Origin of the sequence: Rhizobium sp. YTUHZ045, assembly GCF_051124255.1 — a bacterium.
GTDB lineage: Bacteria > Pseudomonadota > Alphaproteobacteria > Rhizobiales > Rhizobiaceae > Rhizobium.
This window is the reverse complement of record NZ_CP101432.1, coordinates 3,713,538-3,732,103: the sequence shown is the minus strand read 5'-3', so window position 1 is coordinate 3,732,103 and position 18,566 is coordinate 3,713,538. Positions and strand designations below refer to the sequence as shown.

The 18,566-nt window shown below is 61.1% G+C and carries 16 protein-coding genes, 1 tRNA gene and 1 pseudogene; 8 read left to right on the top strand and 10 right to left on the bottom strand.

The annotated features are described in order from the left end of the window. Nucleotides 1–53: 53 nt before the first annotated feature. The gene (locus NMA58_RS18400) at nucleotides 54–977 is read left to right on the top strand and encodes a YihY/virulence factor BrkB family protein (RefSeq protein WP_085779623.1); all 924 of its coding nucleotides are present in this window, start codon (nucleotides 54–56) and stop codon (nucleotides 975–977) included. On the opposite strand, the gene gluQRS is transcribed toward NMA58_RS18400, so the two are convergent. Next, nucleotides 942–1,823: a tRNA glutamyl-Q(34) synthetase GluQRS gene (gluQRS, locus tag NMA58_RS18395; RefSeq protein ID WP_434711536.1), complete on the bottom strand. Its 882-nt coding sequence runs from the start codon at nucleotides 1,821–1,823 to the stop codon at nucleotides 942–944. The two genes, NMA58_RS18400 and gluQRS, sit on opposite strands and share 36 nt — an antisense overlap. Between gluQRS and NMA58_RS18390 the strand changes: the two genes are divergently transcribed. Together NMA58_RS18390 and NMA58_RS18385 are read left to right on the top strand one after the other, a co-directional pair. Beyond that, nucleotides 1,822–2,514 carry a DNA-3-methyladenine glycosylase family protein gene (locus NMA58_RS18390; RefSeq protein ID WP_434711535.1) on the top strand — a complete coding sequence of 231 codons (693 nt, stop codon included), beginning with the start codon at nucleotides 1,822–1,824 and terminating at the stop codon, nucleotides 2,512–2,514. The two genes, gluQRS and NMA58_RS18390, sit on opposite strands and share 2 nt — an antisense overlap. Before the next feature lie 111 nt (nucleotides 2,515–2,625). Next, nucleotides 2,626–3,183, top strand: coding sequence for an HNH endonuclease (locus tag NMA58_RS18385; protein WP_085779620.1), 558 nt, complete (start codon nucleotides 2,626–2,628; stop codon nucleotides 3,181–3,183). A 10-nt stretch (nucleotides 3,184–3,193) separates the two neighbouring features. Here the strand turns inward: NMA58_RS18385 and NMA58_RS18380 are convergent, their stop codons facing one another. Both NMA58_RS18380 and NMA58_RS18375 read right to left on the bottom strand, forming a co-directional pair. Further along, complete coding sequence (locus NMA58_RS18380) at nucleotides 3,194–3,709, bottom strand: disulfide bond formation protein B (RefSeq protein ID WP_183705386.1); 516 nt, start codon at nucleotides 3,707–3,709, stop codon at nucleotides 3,194–3,196. 22 nt (nucleotides 3,710–3,731) lie between these two features. Next, the gene (locus tag NMA58_RS18375; RefSeq protein ID WP_183705388.1) at nucleotides 3,732–4,328 is read right to left on the bottom strand and encodes a YqaA family protein; all 597 of its coding nucleotides are present in this window, start codon (nucleotides 4,326–4,328) and stop codon (nucleotides 3,732–3,734) included. 200 nt (nucleotides 4,329–4,528) lie between these two features. Here NMA58_RS18375 and NMA58_RS18370 point away from each other — a divergent pair, with 200 nt between their 5' ends. Next, a complete protein-coding gene (locus NMA58_RS18370; RefSeq protein ID WP_434711534.1) occupies nucleotides 4,529–4,813 on the top strand; it encodes a hypothetical protein in 285 nt (94 codons plus the stop codon). A 16-nt stretch (nucleotides 4,814–4,829) separates the two neighbouring features. On the opposite strand, the gene NMA58_RS18365 is transcribed toward NMA58_RS18370, so the two are convergent. Then, on the bottom strand, nucleotides 4,830–6,575 hold the full coding sequence (locus NMA58_RS18365) for a cation:proton antiporter domain-containing protein (protein ID WP_434711533.1): 1,746 nt from the start codon (nucleotides 6,573–6,575) through the stop codon (nucleotides 4,830–4,832). A gap of 212 nt (nucleotides 6,576–6,787) precedes the next feature. Here NMA58_RS18365 and NMA58_RS18360 point away from each other — a divergent pair, with 212 nt between their 5' ends. Next, entirely contained in the window at nucleotides 6,788–7,072 is a 285-nt protein-coding gene (locus tag NMA58_RS18360; RefSeq protein ID WP_434711532.1) for a hypothetical protein, read from the top strand. A gap of 163 nt (nucleotides 7,073–7,235) precedes the next feature. After that, a complete protein-coding gene (locus NMA58_RS18355) occupies nucleotides 7,236–7,523 on the top strand; it encodes a hypothetical protein (protein ID WP_085779616.1) in 288 nt (95 codons plus the stop codon). Between the two features lie 201 nt (nucleotides 7,524–7,724). On the opposite strand, the gene NMA58_RS18350 is transcribed toward NMA58_RS18355, so the two are convergent. Both NMA58_RS18350 and NMA58_RS18345 read right to left on the bottom strand, forming a co-directional pair. Further along, a tRNA-Leu gene (locus NMA58_RS18350) sits at nucleotides 7,725–7,809 on the bottom strand. A gap of 124 nt (nucleotides 7,810–7,933) precedes the next feature. Beyond that, a complete protein-coding gene (locus NMA58_RS18345; RefSeq protein WP_434711531.1) occupies nucleotides 7,934–9,229 on the bottom strand; it encodes an MFS transporter in 1,296 nt (431 codons plus the stop codon). Between the two features lie 128 nt (nucleotides 9,230–9,357). Between NMA58_RS18345 and NMA58_RS18340 the strand changes: the two genes are divergently transcribed. Beyond that, complete coding sequence (locus tag NMA58_RS18340; RefSeq protein ID WP_434711530.1) at nucleotides 9,358–9,936, top strand: TetR/AcrR family transcriptional regulator; 579 nt, start codon at nucleotides 9,358–9,360, stop codon at nucleotides 9,934–9,936. Between the two features lie 65 nt (nucleotides 9,937–10,001). On the opposite strand, the pseudogene NMA58_RS18335 reads toward NMA58_RS18340, so the two are convergent. Then, nucleotides 10,002–10,981: pseudogene (locus tag NMA58_RS18335) on the bottom strand (aldo/keto reductase). Between the two features lie 193 nt (nucleotides 10,982–11,174). Between NMA58_RS18335 and NMA58_RS18330 the strand changes: the two are divergent. Beyond that, nucleotides 11,175–12,803, top strand: coding sequence for an AMP-binding protein (locus NMA58_RS18330; protein ID WP_434711529.1), 1,629 nt, complete (start codon nucleotides 11,175–11,177; stop codon nucleotides 12,801–12,803). Between the two features lie 16 nt (nucleotides 12,804–12,819). Here the strand turns inward: NMA58_RS18330 and NMA58_RS18325 are convergent, their stop codons facing one another. From NMA58_RS18325 to secA, 3 genes are all read right to left on the bottom strand, one after another. After that, complete coding sequence (locus tag NMA58_RS18325) at nucleotides 12,820–14,097, bottom strand: GNAT family N-acetyltransferase (protein ID WP_430960174.1); 1,278 nt, start codon at nucleotides 14,095–14,097, stop codon at nucleotides 12,820–12,822. After that, a complete protein-coding gene (locus NMA58_RS18320) occupies nucleotides 14,098–15,513 on the bottom strand; it encodes a lipopolysaccharide biosynthesis protein (protein WP_434711528.1) in 1,416 nt (471 codons plus the stop codon). 178 nt (nucleotides 15,514–15,691) lie between these two features. Continuing rightward, nucleotides 15,692–18,406: a preprotein translocase subunit SecA gene (gene secA, locus NMA58_RS18315; RefSeq protein WP_434711527.1), complete on the bottom strand. Its 2,715-nt coding sequence runs from the start codon at nucleotides 18,404–18,406 to the stop codon at nucleotides 15,692–15,694. Nucleotides 18,407–18,566: the final 160 nt, after the last annotated feature.

Below are 18,566 nucleotides of genomic sequence, written 5' to 3'. Positions count from 1 at the left end.
GACTCGTTTCCCATATTCGGCCAGAGGATACAATCTGGAAACCCGGAGACGGAATGCCGAAGGTGCTGCGCACGATCTACGACGTGGTCTATGACGCGATCTGTCACATGGTCGAGGATGACGGATTTGCGATGGCGAGCCACGTGGCTTTGTCGAGCCTGCTTGCGGTCTTCCCTTTCCTGATCTTCGGCACGGCGCTTGCAAGCTTCCTCGGCGCCGATCAGTTTTCCTCCACCGCCATCCATCTGATATTCGACACCTGGCCGGAAGCGATCGCCAAGCCGCTCGCCGACCAGGTGCTCCAGGTCCTTACCATTCAGCGCGGCGGGCTGTTGACGATCTCGGTGCTGGCGGCGGCCTATTTCGCCTCGAACGGGGTAGAAGCGCTTCGAATCTCGCTCAACCGTGCCTACCGGGTGCAGGAAACGCGGCCGTGGTATTTCACCCGCCTCGCCAGCCTCGGCTATGTGCTGATTGCCGTCATCATCTTCGCGGCGATCAGCATTCTGCTGGTGGCCGTGCCATTGGCTCTCGACTATGCCCGGAAGTGGCTTCCGCTGTTTGCCGATACGCTCGACGTCGTCTTCAGCTGGCGCATCTACGGCACACTTGTCGTGCTCACCGTCGGCCTGCTGGTCATGCATCTGTGGCTGCCGGCCGGCAAGCGGCGGGTGTTCGACGTCATTCCCGGCGTGCTGCTGACGCTGCTTCTGTGGCTCGCCGGCGCGTTGGTCTTTGCCTATTATCTCGCGACCTTCGCCAATTATACCGCGACCTATGCCGGTCTCGCCTCGGTGATGATCGTGCTGATCTTTCTCTACATGGTCGGCGTCATCTTCATCATCGGCGCAGAGATCAACGCGGCGCTGATCAAGTTCCGCGTCTTCCGGATGTTCTCCCACACACTTTCGATCGTCGGCAGAGAGCGTGTCGAGCGGCGGTCAGAGCCCGACAAGGCGGCGAATATCGGCCCCTGACATGCCCTGGGCACGCAATTCGGCAAGGCCGCTGTCACCTTCGCTTTTCGAAAGCTTGCGGCCATTGGCATCGAGAATGAGACGATGGTGGTGATAGAGGGGCTGCGGCAGGCCGAGCAGCACCTGCAGCAACCGGTGCACCGACGTGGCGTGAAAGAGGTCGAGCCCGCGTACGACATGGGTGACGCCCTGCAGCGCATCGTCGACGACCACCGAAAGATGATAACTCGAGGGTGCATCCGAGCGAGACAGGATGACGTCTCCCCAGACCTCGGGTTCGGCGGCGATCTCGCCCGTCCTGCCGTCGCCGGTTTCGGTCCAGAACAGCAGTTCGCCGATCAGGTCGAGCGCCTTGCGCATATCAAGCCGCCAGGCATGTTTTTTCCCCGAGGAAAGGATGTCCCGCCATTCGGCCTCAGGCCGCTCGCGATCAATCGGCGGGTAATGCGGCGTGCCATCGGGGTCGCGCGGCCAGGATTGGCCCGTTGCCTCGTAGGCGGAGACACGCGCCTTCACCTCGCCGCGCGTCAGGAAGGCCGGGTAGACCAGGCCGCGTTCGATCAATGCGTGGAGCGCCGCCTGATATTCCGGGAAATGTTCCGATTGGCGCCGCACCGGGCTTTCCCAGTCGATGGCAAGCCAGTCGAGGTCCCTCAGGATGCCGGCCTCGAATTCAGGCGTGCAGCGCATCTGGTCGATATCCTCGATGCGCAGCAGCAGCCGGCCGTTTTCGCTTTCGGCCATATCCCGGTTCAAAAAGGCCGACAGCGCATGGCCGAGATGCAGCGATCCGTTCGGACTCGGCGCAAAACGAAAGACAGGTTTTTGACGCTCGCTCGTGGTCATGCTTTCTTCTGCCACGAATTTGAATTTCGAACCACTGGGAGGACGCGTGGAGATCATCCGCAACGACGATGACGTCAAGCTGGGGCTCGAAGCATTGCTGCGTCTCGATCCGCGCCTTGTACCAATCGCGGCGGACGCAGGGCCTGTTCCACTGCGGTTGCGCGAACCCGGTTTTGCCGGCCTTGCCCATATCATCGTCTCGCAAATGGTCTCGCGTGCCAGCGCCGAGGCGATCTGGCGGCGCATGCTGCCGACGGACGGGCCGCTGACGGCCGAAGGTTACATGCTGCTAGGGCCCGAGACATGGCGGGAATTCGGCCTGTCGCGCGCCAAGGCCGACACGCTGTCGCGGGTTGCGGAAGCCGTTGTCTCCGGCCGCCTCGATCTTTCCAGACTCTGTCTGAAGCCACCGGACGAAGCGCTTGGCGAACTCACCGCCTTGAAGGGCGTCGGTTCATGGACGGCGCAGGTTTATCTGATGTTCTGCGGCGGCCACGCCGATGTCTTTCCGGCTGGCGATGTGGCGCTGCAGAATGCCGTCGGCGCTGCGCTTGGACTTGCGGCGCGGCCGCAAACAAAGGCGCTTGCCAAGCTTTCGGAGATCTGGTCGCCGTGGCGCTCCGTGGCGGCGCGGCTTTTCTGGGCCTATTACGCAACGAAAATGCGGCGCGACATGGTACCGACCGGCTGATCGGCAACACTCTTCAAATTGCCTTTATCCTCTGAATTTATTGGACTTCACAATCCTGTAACAACCGGCCTAATATACAGGAGCAGATGCCGAATCGATCAGGAGAGTCCCTTGACGATTGCAGTCTCCCCGCAGGCCCTGCCGGCGCTCGTCCTGAACGCTGACTACCGGCCGCTGAGTTATTATCCCTTGTCGCTTTGGTCCTGGCAGGACGCGATCAAGGCGGTCTTTCTCGACCGTGTGAATATCATCGCGGAATATGAACATTCGGTTTCCTCACCGAGCTTTTCGATGCGGCTTCCGAGTGTCGTATGCCTGAAGACTTACGTTCAGCCATCCCGCAATCCGGCTTTCACCCGGTTCAATGTCTTCCTGCGCGACCGGTTCGAGTGCCAGTATTGCGGCTCCCACGACGATCTGACTTTCGACCACGTCATCCCGCGCGCCCATGGCGGTGAGACGACCTGGGAGAATGTCGTGGCAGCCTGCTCGCCCTGCAATCTGCGCAAGGGCAGCAAGCTTCCGAAGCAGGCGGGCATGTTCCCGTCGCAGAAGCCCTATCAGCCGACGGTGCAGGATCTGCACAATAATGGCCGGCTGTTTCCGCCCAACTATCTGCATGAAAGCTGGCTCGACTATCTCTATTGGGATACCGAACTGCAGCCCTGATAGGCTCACCTCACGCAGATTTGCGGACGCCGACGAAGGCGAAAGCTGCGAGCAGAATGCCGGCGATCACGTTCCAGCCTGCGAAAGACAGGCCAAGCACCCTGAGCGCTGCATCGGTGCAGGATGGGCCTTTGATCGTATTGAGCTCGGTCAGCAGATCGCCGGCATTGCTCGTCATGCTGTTTGCGGTCGTCGAGCAGGTCGCCGGCCCCGGCCAGAAATGCCATTCCACGCCGGCGTGATAGACGCCCATGCCGGCGGTCACCAGCATCAGGATGCCGGCCGCAAGCAGCATTGCACGGGAAATCCAGTTCGGCAGACCGGCAAGCTCGCAGATGGCAGCGAGAATGGCGATCGGGATGGCATAATAATAGGGCTGGCGCTGCAGCAGGCAGAGTGCGCAGGGAATATAGCCGCCGATATATTGAAATCCAAGCGCGGCGCCAACCACAGCCGCCATGCCGATAGCAAGCAATATGGAATAGATAAAGCCGGGGCGGGCGAGCGGCGAGGAAGTGGCAGTCATGGCGGAACTCCGCAAAGTGGGCCTAGTGAGCAAGTAGTTTGTAGGCGATACCGAGCATAATCAGCACGGCAGCACCGACACCTACGATCTGGCCGAGACGCTTCTCGATGAAATCGCGGATCGGTTCGCCATAGCGACGCAGCAGCCAAGCCAAAAGTAGGAACCGGGCGCCGCGAGCGACAATGGCAGAAATGACAAAGAAGCTCAGATTTATACCGATGGCGCCCGCCATAATGGTTACGACCTTGATCGGCGGCAGATGGGCCAAGCCGGAGGTCACCAAAAACAGCAGCAAAATTTCCCATTCGCCATGGATCGAGTTTCGCAGCTGTTCGAAATCATCGAATTTGCCGTAGAATTCGAGAATCGGCCGCGCCACCGTCTCGTAGGCGTAATAGCCGAGCGCCCAGCCGGCAATGCCGCCGAGCACGGAGGCAACGGTAGCGATCAGTGCATAGCGATAGGAGCGTTCCGGCTTGGCAAGCGCCATTGGCAGGAAAAGCACGTCGGCGGGAACGAGAAAGACGGAGCTTTCGACGAAGGCGATGACGGCGAGCCAGACTTCGGCCGATTTGCGCGAGGCCAGAGACATGGTCCAGTCGTAAAGTCTGCGAAGCATTCCATTCCTTTCCTATTGCGGTGCAAAAAGCTTTAGGGGTCGTATGCGGCGCTGTAAATGCTCGCCCGTGTCCTTCGTGCCACCGCCGTCTAAAAATTTTGTGATGCGGAGGCGTCGCCGCCTCTCCCAGGATTTCATGGGATTGCGAATCGGCCATTCTAGGGCAAGGTTTACGTGGTCGACGTGCAGGGTGGCATGAAATGTTCAAAGTGATCGAAGGCGGCCTTGGGCGGGCCGCGCAGATGAATGGGCGGGCTGAAGCAGGTTCGGGACCGAGCCGGGAAGATGTGCGCCGGGAAGCGAACCGGCGGCTCAAGGAAAGTGGTTATCACCCTTCCCGCATCCGGGAATTTGCCACCGGTGTGCCGATGCTGGCCTCCCTGAAATACCTGTCGCTGCAGATCGATTTCGCAGCCGAGACCTTGTCGCGGCTCGACCCGATCCCAGACGATTTCCGCTCTGACGCCTATTGGCCGGCGGGTTGAGACGAGCGCCGCGCCCTCAGGACAGATCCATCGACTTTTCCCATTGCTGACGCAGGACGTTCATTTCCGTGCGTTTTTGCGCCATTTCGCTGACGATGGCGCGCAAGTTGGGGTGATGCGACATGAACATATTGAAATCGCGCCTCTCGAGCACTTCGAACTGACAAAAGTCGACGGCGATGACGTCGGCCGTACGCCTTCCGCCGCTCAGCAATGCCATCTCCCCGAAGAAGGCGCCCGGCTCCAGGCGGATCGCGCCGCTGGCTAGGCGCACTTCGACCGCGCCTGAGGAGATGAAGTACATGCTGTCGCCGCGATCGCCGCGACGGATGACACGTTCGCCTGGTGGAGCCGACTTCGCCTTGAAGAGCAGCAGCAGCTCTTCCTGCGCATCCTCCCCGACCTGAGAGAACAGCGGAAAGGTTTCGATCAGCTGCTGCATCTTCAGCTGATGCTGGCGTTCGCGTTCCTCGCCGAGCGCCCTGATCTTTTCCAGTTCCTTGCCGAGCGTTATCTGCCTCTTTCTACCGAAGCTTTCGAAGACGGAGGGCCATTGCGCATGGATATAGTTCTTCAAGCCCTCGGTTGCGATGATCACGATCGGGTTGAGCGTGATCGACAGGATCGCTGCAGCCAGGATGAGATCCTGGCCTTCATGCGGCAGTAGCCCGAGCGAGACGCCGAGGCCGGCGAGGATGAAGGAAAATTCGCCGATCTGGGCAAGGCCGCCGGCCAAGGTCAGCCCCATGCCGATCGGATATCGCAGCAGCATGACGATGGCGAAGGTGATGACGGCCTTGCCGAGAATGACGAGCGCCAGGGCGCCAATCACCGCCAGCGGCTGGCGCACCAGGATCGAGGGGTCGAAGAGCATGCCGACCGAGACGAAGAACAGCACGGAGAAGGCGTTCTGCAACGGTAGCGAATCGGCCGCCGCTCTGTGGCTGAGCTGGGATTCGCTCATGACGACGCCGGCGAAAAACGCGCCTAGCGCGAAGGAGACGCCGAAAATCGCCGCCGAGCCGAAGGCGATTCCGAGCGCGATCGCCAGCACCGTCAGTGTGAAGAGTTCGCGCGAGCCGGTGCGGGCGATCATCGTCAGCAGCCAGGGCACGATACGGGGGCCGAGGAAGACCGCCATGGCGGCGAAGGCCAGCACCTTGAACAAGGTCAGTCCGATCGTCAGTGCCAGCGGCAGATCACCGAAGCCGTGATTGGTGTCGACGGCGTGGCCGCCGAGAAGCTCTGCCAGCGCCGGCAGCAGCACCAGCGCCAGCACCATCACCAGATCCTCGACGATTAGCCAGCCGACGGCGACGCGCCCGCTTGGCGCATTGACGAGATTACGTTCCTCTAGCGCCTTCAGGAGCACGACCGTACTCGCCACCGAGAGGCTGAGCCCGAAGACGACGCCGGCGCCGAGGCTCCAGCCCCAGAGCATGCAGAGGCCGATGCCCAGCAGGGTGGCGAGGATAATTCGGCCGATCGCGCCCGGCACGGCGATCCCGCGTACAGCGAGCAGGTCGGAGGCGGAAAAATGCAGGCCGACGCCAAACATCAGCAGGATGACGCCCATTTCGGCGAGCTGGCCGGCAAGAGCGGTATCGGCGACAAAGCCCGGTGTGAACGGGCCCATCAGGATGCCGGCCATCAGATAGCCGACGAGCGGCGGCAGCCGCAGCCGGTCGGCGCCATAACCGAGGACGGCCGCGAAAACAAAACTGACGGCGACCGTCGCAATGAGTCCTACTTCCTGATGCACGTCTGCCCTCGCCTGATGGTAACGGCCGCCACCTTGGACGAAGCGCAAGCAAAATTAAATAGTTGATTTGCGTTTTGCGGCCGCCGACGGGGGCTTTATTCAGTCGGAAATAATGGGCCTGCGACTGCTCGCGGCATGAACGAGCTGTTGCTGATGCTGGAACCACTTGCGTCTTGGGTCGTTGCCTTTTCATCAAGAGAAGGAGAAAGGATATGCGGAAGATCATCCTGAACTGTGCTGTGGCGGCCCTTGCCGCCTGTTCGTTTGCGGCGCCGGTGCTTGCCGATAGCGTCTATGTCAGGGAGCGTTCCTATGACGACGATTATCGCCAGGAGCGGGTACGGCCCGGCATCACCATCAGTGAGCGCGGCGTCACTTTCGGTGCTGTGCGTGAACGTGAGCACCGCCGCTATCGGCATGATGGCTGCGAAACCAGGAGTGTCACGCGCCAGACCGATGAAGGCGAGGTGACCAGGACGGTCAGGCGCTGCTATTGACGAAAATCCGCGGCAAAGACGAAGCCCGGCTTCGACAAGCCGGGTTTTCGCCTTTCGCGGCACGGACAGCTCAATGCGGTGGCGGACGTGATCAGTCGATGTTATGAGCCCCTTCGCTCGGAGCGCATTCCAAGCGCAAAGAACCCGGCAAAGGATTTTCGATATGATTGAGCTTACCCCATCCCAGATCACCGCACTCAAACTCGCCAGGGATGGCGATCTCTATCCTCAGCCGGCGAATAAATGGACCCATCAGAACGCGACGGTGACCTACGCAAAGACCGACCGCTGGAAAGAGCGGCCGCAGAAGGTGAAATCGGTCACGGCAAAGACGCTCAGCGAGTTGAAAGAGCCGGGCTTCCTCGAGCGGCGGCACCTGGATGATGATGCATCAAAGGATGTCTACGGCATTACCATGGCCGGCAAGATGTGGCTGCTGAAGAACAAGTAGGCTTCACTCGGAGGCGAAACTTGCTCCGTAGTCCCGCTTAGGTCTTTAGAGGTAGGGGCTACACAAAGTCATTTGAGATGATGGTGCAGCTAACCGGAGATTGTCGAACAGTCCGCCTTCGTTCCTGACGGAACTACGGCGCGACAGCCTCCGCTTGGCTGCTCTTCGGCTCGCCGAGCCGAAGCTCCGCAGCGCGAAGGCTGGTGCCCCATGCCGGGGTCGAACCAGCACTTCTTTCGAAACTCGATTTTGAGTCGAGCGCGTCTACCAATTCCGCCAATGGGGCAACGGATCCAGACGAGGCGGGTGTCTAACATGCGAGCGGGCGAGGGCGCAAGACGGGCGAGTGAAGTTATCGCGGCGATGCCGCGGGAAATCCGGCCTCGTTACGAGGCCGGATCCCGTCGATCTCAATGAGCGGCGGCGGGTGCCGCACTGGGCAGCCCGGACTTCTTCAGCGTAATCGCCAGGATCGAAGCCAGCAGGCAGAAGGCACCGGCGACGAAAAAGGCGGGCAGGTAGCTCGATAATTCCGTGCGAGACAGGCCGGCGCCATAGGCTGCCGTGGCAGCGCCCAGCTGGTGGCCGGCAAAGACCCAGCCGAAGACGAGACCGGCCTTTTCGCGGCCGAAGCGATCGGCGGCGATCTTGACGGTGGGCGGCACGGTGGCGATCCAGTCGAGGCCGTAGAAGATGGCAAAGATGGAGAGACCGTAGAAGCTGAAATCGCTGAACGGCAGATAGAGCAGCGAGAGACCGCGCAGGCCGTAATACCAGAAGAGCAGCCAACGATTGTCGAAGCGGTCAGAGAGCCAGCCGGAGCCGATGGTGCCGAAGAAATCGAAGATGCCCATGACGGCAAGGACACTGGCGGCGGCAACCGGCACGATGCCGAAATCGCCGCAGAGGGTGACGAAATGGGTCTGGATCAGGCCGTTGGTGCTGAGGCCGCAGATGAAGAAGGTGGCAAACAGGATCCAGAAAGTCGAGGTCGTCGAGATTTCGCGGAGCGAGGTGATCGGCGTCATCAGGGCCGTGCCGAGCGTCGTGCGGGCGGGAGCGGGCGTGACATGGGATTCTCCCAGAGAGGGCAGATTCACGTCCGAGGGGCGGTCACGCATGAAGAGAAGGACGAGAAGGGCGGCCGCCATGATCATGGCGCAGACGAAGAACACGGTGGCACGCCAGCCGTAACGTTCGGTCAGTTCCGCCATCAGCGGCAGGAAGACGAGCTGCCCGGTCGCCGAGCTTGCCGAGAGCATGCCGACGACAAGGCCGCGATGCTTGACAAACCAGCGCGTCGAAACCGTCGCCGCCAGCACCATCGCCGTCAGGCCGGTGCCGAAGCCGACGACGACACCCCACAGCGCCAGCAGATGCCAAAGCTTTGTCATGAACAGCGAGCCGACAAAGCCCGCGCCGATCAGCGCCAGCGCAAAGACGATAACCTTACGGACGCCGAAATAATTCATGAAGGCAGCGGCGAACGGACCCATGAAGCCGAAAAGGATCAAGCGAATCGCCAGCGCTGAGGAGATCTGCGACGTTTCCCAGCCGAACTCGTCCTGTAGCGGCTTGATGAGGACGCCGGGCGCGCCCATGGCGCCTGCTGTCACCAGCATGGTCAGAAAGGTCGCGGCAACGACGACCCAACCGTAATGAATGTTGCGCCGCGCAAGGGAGGAGGCAAGAACTGTTGAAACCATGAGGGGATTCCATTCGAATTCAGGTTGGGGAAGATACAGAACCAATTTACATGATGGTCATCATATTTCTTGCTTATTGATGATGGACATCATATATTTTGTCAAGCGACGATTTCTGGAGAATGAAGATGCGGGTCAGCCGCGAAAAATTTGCCGAGAACCGCGAGAGGATCCTCACTGTTGCCGGCGTGCTCTTTCGCGAGAACGGTTTCGACGGCGTCGGCGTCGCCGACATCATGAAGGCGGCGGGGCTGACGCATGGTGGCTTCTACGGCCACTTCAGTTCCAAGGACGAGTTGGCGCTTGAGGTCAGCCGCAAGCTGATCGACAAGGTCGAGAGGCGCTGGAAGGAACATATTGCCGAGTCTCCGGACAGGCCGCTGCAAGCGCTTCTCGACCATTATATCCACTGGCGCACTGTTGACGATCCAGGCGGCAGCTGCGTCTTCGCGACATTGATCCAGGAGGTGAGCCGCAGCCGCGGCGCGATGCGGGCGGTCTTCAGCGACGGGCTGTCCGTATTGGTCGACACGCTTGCCGATATCGTTCACGGCGAGACCGAAGATGAGCGCCGCGCCAATGCCGCGACGACGCTCTCATCGATGATGGGTGCAGTGATTCTTGCGCGCGCCGTCGAGGACAGGGGACTTGCCGAGCAGTTCCTGGTGACGATGCGTCGGCAGCTCGACCCCGCCAGCCGGGCATAATCCCGAGCGCCGATGCCGATATCCCGACCCTCTCCACGCCAGTCTGCCGATCGAGATGCCGGCGGCTATTTGAAGCCGGCGATGGCGTGCGGGATGTAGGGCGCTTCGAGTGCCGCGATTTCCTCGGTGGTGAGTTTGACCGACAGCGAGGCAACGGCGTCCGTCAGGTGGTTCGGTTTGGATGCGCCGATGATCGGCGCAGTGACCACGTTCTTCTGCAGGATCCAGGCGGTGGCGACCTGGGCGCGGGAAATGCCCCGGGCTCCGGCGATTTCGGCGACGGCATTGACGATCTTGCGGTCGGCATCGACGGACTGCGTGTAAAGCGTCTTGCCGAATTCGTCGGTTTCGCTACGCGCCGTCGTCTCGTCCCAGTCGCGGGTCAGGCGGCCACGGGCCAGCGGGCTCCAGGGGATGACGGCGATCTTCTGGTCTTCGCAGAAGGGCAGCATTTCCCGCTCTTCTTCCCGGTAAAGCAAGTTCAGGTGGTTCTGCATGCTGACGAACTCGGTCCAGCCGTTCAGCCGAGAGATGTAGAGTGCCTTGGCGAATTGCCAAGCATACATCGACGAGGCGCCGATATAACGCGCCTTGCCCGATTTGACGATGTCATGCAGTGCTTCCAGCGTTTCCTCGATCGGCGTCGTATAGTCGAAACGATGGATCTGTAGAGGTCGACATAGTCGGTGCCGAGACGGCGCAAGCTATTGTCGATCTCGTCGAAGATCGCTTTGCGTGACAGACCGGCGCCGTTCGGGCCCGGCCGCATGCGGTTGAACACCTTGGTCGCCAGCACGATGTCCTCGCGCTTGGCGAAGTCTTTGATTGCGCGGCCGACGATCTCCTCCGAGGAACCGTTGGAATAGGTATTGGCGGTGTCGAGGAAATTGATGCCGAGGTCGATCGCCTGTTTGATGATCGTCCGGCTTTCCTCTTCCCGCAAGCTCCAGGCATGATTGCCGCGGCCGGGATCACCGAAGGTCATACAGCCCAGGCAGATTTTCGAGACTTCGAGCCCGGTCTTTCCGAATTTGACGTATTCCATGAAAAACTCCAAGACTTGAGATAACCCCGCGCGGCGTTTCATGATCTAGTGCGCAACCGCGAAAGTCGCAGGGGCTGAATAAACAATCTCCGGACAATGCCCCCACTGGTGCGTGATCTGCCGTTTTTCCCTGCAGCTTGCGTATCCGCGCCGCAAGGTGTTAGCTGGTGCAGCATTTCACCGGAATCCGACTATGCGACTGCCGTCCTTCGATCGTTATGGCGATCTCTACCGTGATTTTTCCTGGCGGATTCCGGAGGATTTCAATATCGGCCGCGCCGTCAGCGACGAATGGGCGGTGCGACATCCGGAGCGCGTCTGTCTGGAGCATTTCAGTCCGGACGGCAATCATCGTTCGCTGACCTATGGCGAGCTTTCCGGTACTTCCTCCATGTTCGCCAATGCGCTGGCGTCGCTCGGCATCAAGCGCGGCGATCGTGTCGCTCTGCTGATGCCCCAGTCCTTCGAGACCGTGATTGCGCACGTCGCGATCTATAAAATGGGTGCAATCGCCCTGCCACTGGCACTGCTGTTCGGCGTCGAGGCGCTCGAATATCGGCTCAGAATCTCAGGCGCGGCGGCAATCATCACCAATGATTTCGGCCTTGATCGGGTCCGGCAAATCCGCGATCGCCTGCCGGAGCTGCGACAAATGATCAGCGTCAGCGACGCTGCCGACGCCCTCTCCTTTGCCGATTTGACCGCCTCGCATGCGCCGGTCTTCGAGGGAGAGAAGACAACGCCCGACGATCCGGCGCTGATGATCTTCACCTCGGGCACGACGGGGTCGCCCAAGGGCGCATTGCATGGCCACCGTGTTCTGCCCGGGCATATCCCTGGCATGCAGTTCGCCCATGAAGGGTTTCCCAAGGCGGGCGACAAGGTCTGGACCCCGTCCGACTGGGCTTGGGCCGGCGGGCTGCTCAACGTGTTGCTGCCGAGCCTTCTGCTCGGCGTCCCCGTCGTCTCGTCGCCGGCGCAGAAATTCGATGCCGAGATGGCCTATCGGATCATGGCAGAGATGAAGGTGCGCAATGCCTTCATTCCACCGACGGCGCTTCGGCTGATGCGGTCGGTTTCCGACCCCAGGTCGAAATATGATCTGGTGCTGCGCACCATCGGCTCGGCGGGAGAAGCACTCGGCCGCGAGACCTATGATTGGGCGCAGCGCACGCTCGGCATCACCGTCAACGAATTCTACGGCCAGACGGAATGCAATTTCGTGCTGTCGTCGAGTGCCGCCTTTGGCGTCACCAAGGCCGGCGCTATCGGACGCGCGGTGCCCGGCCATCGTGTCGCGATCGTCAGCGAGGCCGGTGACGAACTGCCGGCGGGCGAATCCGGTCAGATCGCTATCGCCAGTCCCGATCCCGTCATGTTCCTCGGCTATTGGAACGACGCGGCGGCGACCGAACGAAAATTTCTCCACGGCTGGCTGCTTACCGGCGACATCGGCCGGCAGGACGAAGACGGCTACGTCACCTTCGAAGGCCGCGACGACGACGTGATCACATCGTCCGGATATCGCATCGGCCCGGCCGAGATCGAGGATTGCCTGATCGGCCATCCCGCCGTGCAGCTTGCCGCGGCCGTCGGCAAACCCGATGCGGTGCGCACCGAGATCGTCAAGGCCTATATCGTGCTGTCACCCGGTCATTCGCCGAGCGAGGCGCTGGCCGCCGAAATCAGGGAATGGGTGAAGATGCGGCTTTCGATGCACGAATATCCGCGCGAGGTGGAATTCGTCGAGTCATTGCCGTTGACGACAACCGGCAAGGTCATCCGCCGGCTGCTGCGGGAGAAGGCTGCGGCTGAGGGCTAAGCATCCCGGAGATGCTTTAGCCTCGGCCGGCGAGCGACATGATCTTCTCGCGCAGCATTTTCGCCATGTTGCGGGTGCTGCGATACATGTGCAGCTGGGCGGCGGCCTGGCGCATGTCGCGGTCGCCATTCTGCGTCAGACCGATGACCAAAGTTCCCATCTCCTCGCGCTCCTGCCAGAAGCGGCTCATGATCGGGTGGTCGGAGACGGCGCAGGAATCCGAGCGCACGATATTGGCGTCATCGAGGTGCCATTCCGTGAGCTCGCTCATCAGGAGCTTGCCCGGCGAATAGCGGGCATAGTTCTCGTCATAGGCCGTCTTCCAGGTATAGGCCTCGCCGCCCATCATCAGAACGACGATGGCGGCGATCGCCTTGCCGTTGAGATCGATCGTATGGATGCGCACGGCGTCGACGGCGGCAAGGTTCGAGACGGCTTCGCGCGCGAAGGCGGTATGGTAGCGATCGGTGACGAGAGCACTTCGGCGTTTGCCCTTCCAGCCGCCGGCCTCCATCGCCAGGAATTCCTCGAAGCGGACGTGGACGTCGCGCGGCTGGCGGGCGACGGCATAGACCGCCGTTCCCTGTTCCTCAAGCAGGCGCCACTGTCGGCGCATCTCGCGCATATGCGACGAGGATATTGTTTTGCCGAGATAGGCGGGCGCCTCTTCCTCACTCTGCAGCATGGGGCGCAGATAGGGATTGGCCACGGTGAGCGGAAGGTTGCGGCCGAGCGCCACGGCCTTGAGCATACGCACGAAAATGCCGTTCAATCTCAGATCGGGCAAGACCAGTGTGTTCGGCAGATTGAGATCGGGAGCAGTCAGCCCCTCGAAGAGATTGTCGAGGGTTTCGGCCGCGTCTTCGCTGTCGACGAGCGGTGTGCCGAGCGGGCCGAAGCTGTTCGACCAGCCGCGGATAATCGAGGGGCCGACGGCAAAGCCCGGTCTGTCGACCGAAAACGGCAGGAGGAAACGCATGCGGCTACGGCCGGCGCCGTGATCGCGGATCAGGGCGAAATTGACCTGCCGGTCTTCGATCCGCGGCATGGCGGGCGCAAGGAAGCGGCCGGAGAAAAAGACGTTCGGTTCCATCGCCCGGTTGGACAGGAAGTCGAGCTCATCCTGAAGTTCGTAGCCGAGCTTGCCAGGATAGAGGCAGAGCTCGCGCCCCGGCCGGCCGATCTCGGCACGGGCCTCGGCCTGCGGCGCTTCGAAATGCAGCGCCGCGAGCTCATGGATCATGCGGTTGCTGATGCTGTCGGTGCTTTCGGTGACGGGGGGCAGGCGCACCATCTATCGAACTCTCATTTCTGGCGTTGCGGCGGAGGGGCTGGCGAAGGCGAAGAGGGCGATGCCGAGCGTGCGGCGCACGGCGACATGCAGGAGGATAGCCTCGACTGCCATGGCCGAGGCCGTGGCGATGGCGGTGCCTTCGATGCCGTAGTGCGGGCTCAAAGCGAGGTTGAGGCCGACATTGGCAGCCAATGCGCCGGCATAGAGCGCCACACAGAGGTTCTGCTTGCCCGCCATCATCAGCAGCGTTTCAGCCGGGCCGACCAGTGACTTGGCAAGGATGCCGGCGAGCAGGATCGCCATGACAAGATAACCTGACGTGAAGGCGCCGCCGAACAGCGACAGCAGCAGATGGCCGGTCGCGAGCACCGCAAGGCCGACCACCAGCGCCGGCCAGAAGGTCCAGCGGGCGGCGTCGGCAGCGGCGTTGGCGAGCTGGGATTGATCGCCTTCGGCAATGATCGAGGAAAAGCGCGGGCCGGAAGCGGCCTTGACCGAGAAATTGATGAAATGCACCAGCGCCATGGTCTTGGCGGCGGCGAAATAGACGGCGACGTCGTGCGGTTCAAGGAAAATGCCGACAACGATGACATCGGAATTGGTGAGCAGGAAACTCACGCCCTCAATGAGGAAGATCGGGAAGGCGACGCTCAGCCAGGCGAGGAAGTTGACCTTGCGCGGACCTTCGTCATAATGCCGGCGGAGGCGCAAGAGTGTCGCGCCATACTGGCCAAGAGCGGTGACGAAGGTCGCGACAAGCGCTGCCTGCATGGCAGTGACAGCCGTATGCTCTGCGCCCTTCGCAATCGCAATCAGCATGAAGACGATGATGAGAATCGGCCGGATGATATAGACCGGGCTCAGCGCCATCACCGGCCAATGGTTCGCCCGCGACGTGCCCTCCAGAATATCGCCGAGCGCGATCATCGGCATGGCAAGCAGGCCGATGAAGATCGGGACGAGATAATAGCTCTCGATCATATCGCCGAAGAAATGAAGCCCGATCATGCCGGCGGCGAGCATCACCGTGCCGGAAAGCAGCGCGAAGGTACGCGCCGTGCCGGTCAGGCCGCGGATCTCATCGAAAGCGCCCGCCGCCTTGTACTGCGGCAGGAAGCGGACGATGGCGGTGTGGAAGCCGAGACAGGAGAGATCGCCAACGACGACGATCAGCACCCAGACGAAAACGAAGATGCCATATTCATGTTCGCCCATCAGCCGTGCGAGCACGATCTGCGAGATAAAGGCGAGCGCGGCGCTGAGGATACGGATCGAAAAGGCCGTCAGCGCCATGCGACGGGCCGCGGCCTTTTCTCCGCGTTCAGTGAGCATGGCGGCAAACATGCGCAGCATACGGCCGCCGATCGGGCGCAGGCCCCCGGGCAGCAGTTTCTCCGCTGTTTCTATGACCGCCATGATGAACACGCAACACTCTAAAGGTCAGGCAAATCGTCCCTGAAGTCTTGACAGGACAGGGTTAAGAAACGGTTCCGGATCGGCCGCCATTCGGCCGTGAGGCCCGAGTTTTCGGGGCTGCCGCAGGAAAGAAAATGCCGCCTTGAAGGCGGCATTTCCAGCTTTCTCGTGATTTGCCTCAGACCTGCTCGAAAGCGCCGTGGCAATGCTTGTATTTCTTGCCGGAGCCGCAAGGGCAGGCCTCATTGCGCCCGACCTTGCCCCAGGTGGCAGGGTCCTCCGGATTGCGGTTTTCAGGCGAGACGAAGACTTCGGAGGCCTGGTAGATCGGGGCGAAATCGTCCTCCCCGGTCGTCGGATCGAGATGATGGGCCTGCATCAGCGGCGGTTCCGGCTCAGCCGGCGCCTGCTGCACCAGCTCGACGCGCATCAGCTGGGCCGTGACGGCCTCGCGCAGATTGTTGAGGAGGCCGGTGAAAAGTTCGAAAGCTTCGGACTTGTATTCCTGCAGCGGATCGCGCTGGGCATAGCCGCGGAAACCGATGACGGAGCGCAGGTGGTCGAGGTTGACGATATGCTCGCGCCAGAGATGATCGAGCGTCTGCATGACGATCGAGCGTTCGACATAATGCATGATGTCGTCGCCGAAGCGCTCGGCCTTTTCGGTAAAGGCGGCGTTGGCGGCTTGCGTCAGGCGCTCGCGAATGTCGTCTTCGCCGATGCCTTCTTCCTTGAACCACTCCTCGATCGGCAGATCGAGGTTCAGGATATTGGCAACACCGGTCTTCAGGCCGACGGCATCCCACTGTTCGGCATAGGCGCGCTCGGGGATGTGCTTTTCGACCAGATCCTCGATCACTTCGCGGCGCATGTCGGAGACGGTCTCGGAAATATTGGTCGATTCCATCAGCTCGAGACGCTGCTCAAAAATCACCTTGCGCTGATCGTTGAGGACGTCGTCATACTTCAGCAGATTCTTGCGGATATCGAAGTTGCGGGCTTCGACCTTCTTCTGCGCGCGCTCGAGAGCCTTGTTGATCCACGGATGGACGATCGCCTCGCCCTCCTTGAGGCCGAGCTTGGTCAGCATGCTGTCCATGCGGTCGGAGCCGAAGATGCGCATCAGGTCGTCCTGAAGCGAAAGGTAGAATTTCGAGCGGCCGGGGTCGCCCTGACGGCCGGAGCGGCCGCGCAGCTGGTTGTCGATACGGCGGCTTTCGTGGCGTTCGGTGGCGATGACGTAGAGACCGCCGGCAGCAAGCGCCTTTTCCTTGAGAGTTTTGATTTCCTCGACGATCGCCTGGACCTTTGCGTCGCGCTCCGGACCGGCTTCGACATCGCCGAGCTCGCGTTCGATACGCATTTCCAGGTTGCCGCCGAGCTGAATGTCGGTGCCGCGGCCGGCCATATTGGTGGCGATCGTGACGGCGCCCGGTACACCGGCCTGGGCGACGATATAGGCTTCCTGCTCGTGGTAGCGGGCGTTCAGCACCTGGAAGTCGTTGAAACCCTGCTTGCGCAGGCGCTCGGCAAGCAGCTCCGACTTCTCGATCGAGGTCGTACCGACGAGCACCGGCTGACCGCGCTTATGGGCATCGAGGATCTCGTCGATGATCGCCTTGAACTTCTCGTCGAAGGTCCGATAGACCTCATCGTCCTCGTCGATACGCTTGATCGGCAGGTTGGTCGGGACTTCGACCACGTCGAGATTATAGATGTTGGCGAATTCTTCCGCTTCCGTCTGCGCAGTGCCGGTCATGCCGGCGAGCTTATCGTACATGCGGAAGTAGTTCTGGAAAGTGATCGAAGCCAGCGTCTGGTTTTCCGGCTGGATCTGCACCTTTTCCTTGGCTTCGAGCGCCTGGTGCTGGCCTTCCGAATAACGCCGCCCCGGCATCATGCGGCCGGTGAATTCATCGATGATGACGACTTCGTCGTTGCGGACGATATAGTCCTTGTCGCGCTGAAAGAGCTTGTGGGCCTTGAGCGCATTGTTGATGTGGTGGACGATTGCGACGTTCTCGATGTCGTAGAGCGCGTTACCCTTCAAAAGGCCAGCCTGGCGGAGCAGGTTTTCCAACTTCTCGGTGCCCTCTTCGGAGAAGTTGGCGGAACGCTGCTTCTCGTCGATCTCGTAATCGCTGGGCGCGAGCAGCGGAATGAAGGCGTCGATCGTATTGTAGAGCTCGGAACGGTCGTCGAGCGGACCGGAAATGATCAGCGGCGTGCGCGCTTCGTCGACGAGAATCGAGTCGACTTCGTCGACGATCGCGAAATTGTGGCCGCGCTGGACCATCTGATTCTTCTCGTACTTCATGTTATCGCGCAGATAATCGAAGCCGAGCTCGTTGTTGGTGGCATAGGTGATGTCGCAGGCATAGGCCGCGCGGCGCTCCTCGTCGGAGAGGCCATGGACGATGACGCCTGTGGTCATGCCGAGGAAGCTGTAGACGCGGCCCATGGTCGCGGCATCGCGCTGGGCCAGATAGTCGTTGACGGTGACGACGTGCACGCCCTTGCCGGAAAGCGCGTTCAGATAGACCGGCAGGGTGGCGACGAGGGTCTTGCCTTCGCCGGTCTTCATCTCGGCGATCGCATTCGAATGCAGGATCATGCCGCCGATCAGCTGTACGTCAAAAGGTCGCAGGCCGAGAACGCGGCGCGACGCCTCGCGCACGACGGCGAAGGCGGGAATCAGAATGTCGTCGAGCGTCTTGCCTTCGGCGAGAAGGGCGCGGAATTCGACGGTCTTTGCCGCGAGCTGCTCGTCCGTCAGCGCCTTCGTCTTCTCTTCGATGGAGTTGATCGCGGCGACGTTCGGCTGGTAGGACCGCACGCGGCGATCATTGGACGACCCAAATAACTTGCGGGCTATACCGCCAAAGCTGACCATGTGACTGGTCCTTTCTCAATATTCATCCGCGACGTTTCTTGTCCGTGGCCCAGCCGAAAATCAGGCGCACGCCTTGAAACGCCCGGAAACTGTTCTGGACGCGAGGTTGCGTGACAGATAAGAGGGGGGTCGAATGATGTCAACGGATTTGGCGGATACA

Excerpts from the sequence above, each read along its gene's own strand:
- NMA58_RS18380 (WP_183705386.1), bottom strand. The coding sequence starts at position 3,709 with ATGACTGCCACTTCCTCGCCGCTCGCCCGCCCCGGCTTTATCTATTCC.
- NMA58_RS18345 (WP_434711531.1), bottom strand. The coding sequence starts at position 9,229 with ATGGTTTCAACAGTTCTTGCCTCCTCCCTTGCGCGGCGCAACATTCAT.
- NMA58_RS18370 (WP_434711534.1), top strand. The coding sequence starts at position 4,529 with ATGTTCAAAGTGATCGAAGGCGGCCTTGGGCGGGCCGCGCAGATGAAT.
- NMA58_RS18360 (WP_434711532.1), top strand. The coding sequence starts at position 6,788 with ATGCGGAAGATCATCCTGAACTGTGCTGTGGCGGCCCTTGCCGCCTGT.
- NMA58_RS18375 (WP_183705388.1), bottom strand. The coding sequence starts at position 4,328 with ATGCTTCGCAGACTTTACGACTGGACCATGTCTCTGGCCTCGCGCAAA.
- NMA58_RS18330 (WP_434711529.1), top strand. The coding sequence starts at position 11,175 with ATGCGACTGCCGTCCTTCGATCGTTATGGCGATCTCTACCGTGATTTT.
- NMA58_RS18340 (WP_434711530.1), top strand. The coding sequence starts at position 9,358 with ATGCGGGTCAGCCGCGAAAAATTTGCCGAGAACCGCGAGAGGATCCTC.
- gluQRS (WP_434711536.1), bottom strand. The coding sequence starts at position 1,823 with ATGACCACGAGCGAGCGTCAAAAACCTGTCTTTCGTTTTGCGCCGAGT.
- NMA58_RS18325 (WP_430960174.1), bottom strand. The coding sequence starts at position 14,097 with ATGGTGCGCCTGCCCCCCGTCACCGAAAGCACCGACAGCATCAGCAAC.
- NMA58_RS18400 (WP_085779623.1), top strand. The coding sequence starts at position 54 with ATGCCGAAGGTGCTGCGCACGATCTACGACGTGGTCTATGACGCGATC.
- secA (WP_434711527.1), bottom strand. The coding sequence starts at position 18,406 with ATGGTCAGCTTTGGCGGTATAGCCCGCAAGTTATTTGGGTCGTCCAAT.
- NMA58_RS18390 (WP_434711535.1), top strand. The coding sequence starts at position 1,822 with ATGCTTTCTTCTGCCACGAATTTGAATTTCGAACCACTGGGAGGACGC.
- NMA58_RS18320 (WP_434711528.1), bottom strand. The coding sequence starts at position 15,513 with ATGGCGGTCATAGAAACAGCGGAGAAACTGCTGCCCGGGGGCCTGCGC.
- NMA58_RS18355 (WP_085779616.1), top strand. The coding sequence starts at position 7,236 with ATGATTGAGCTTACCCCATCCCAGATCACCGCACTCAAACTCGCCAGG.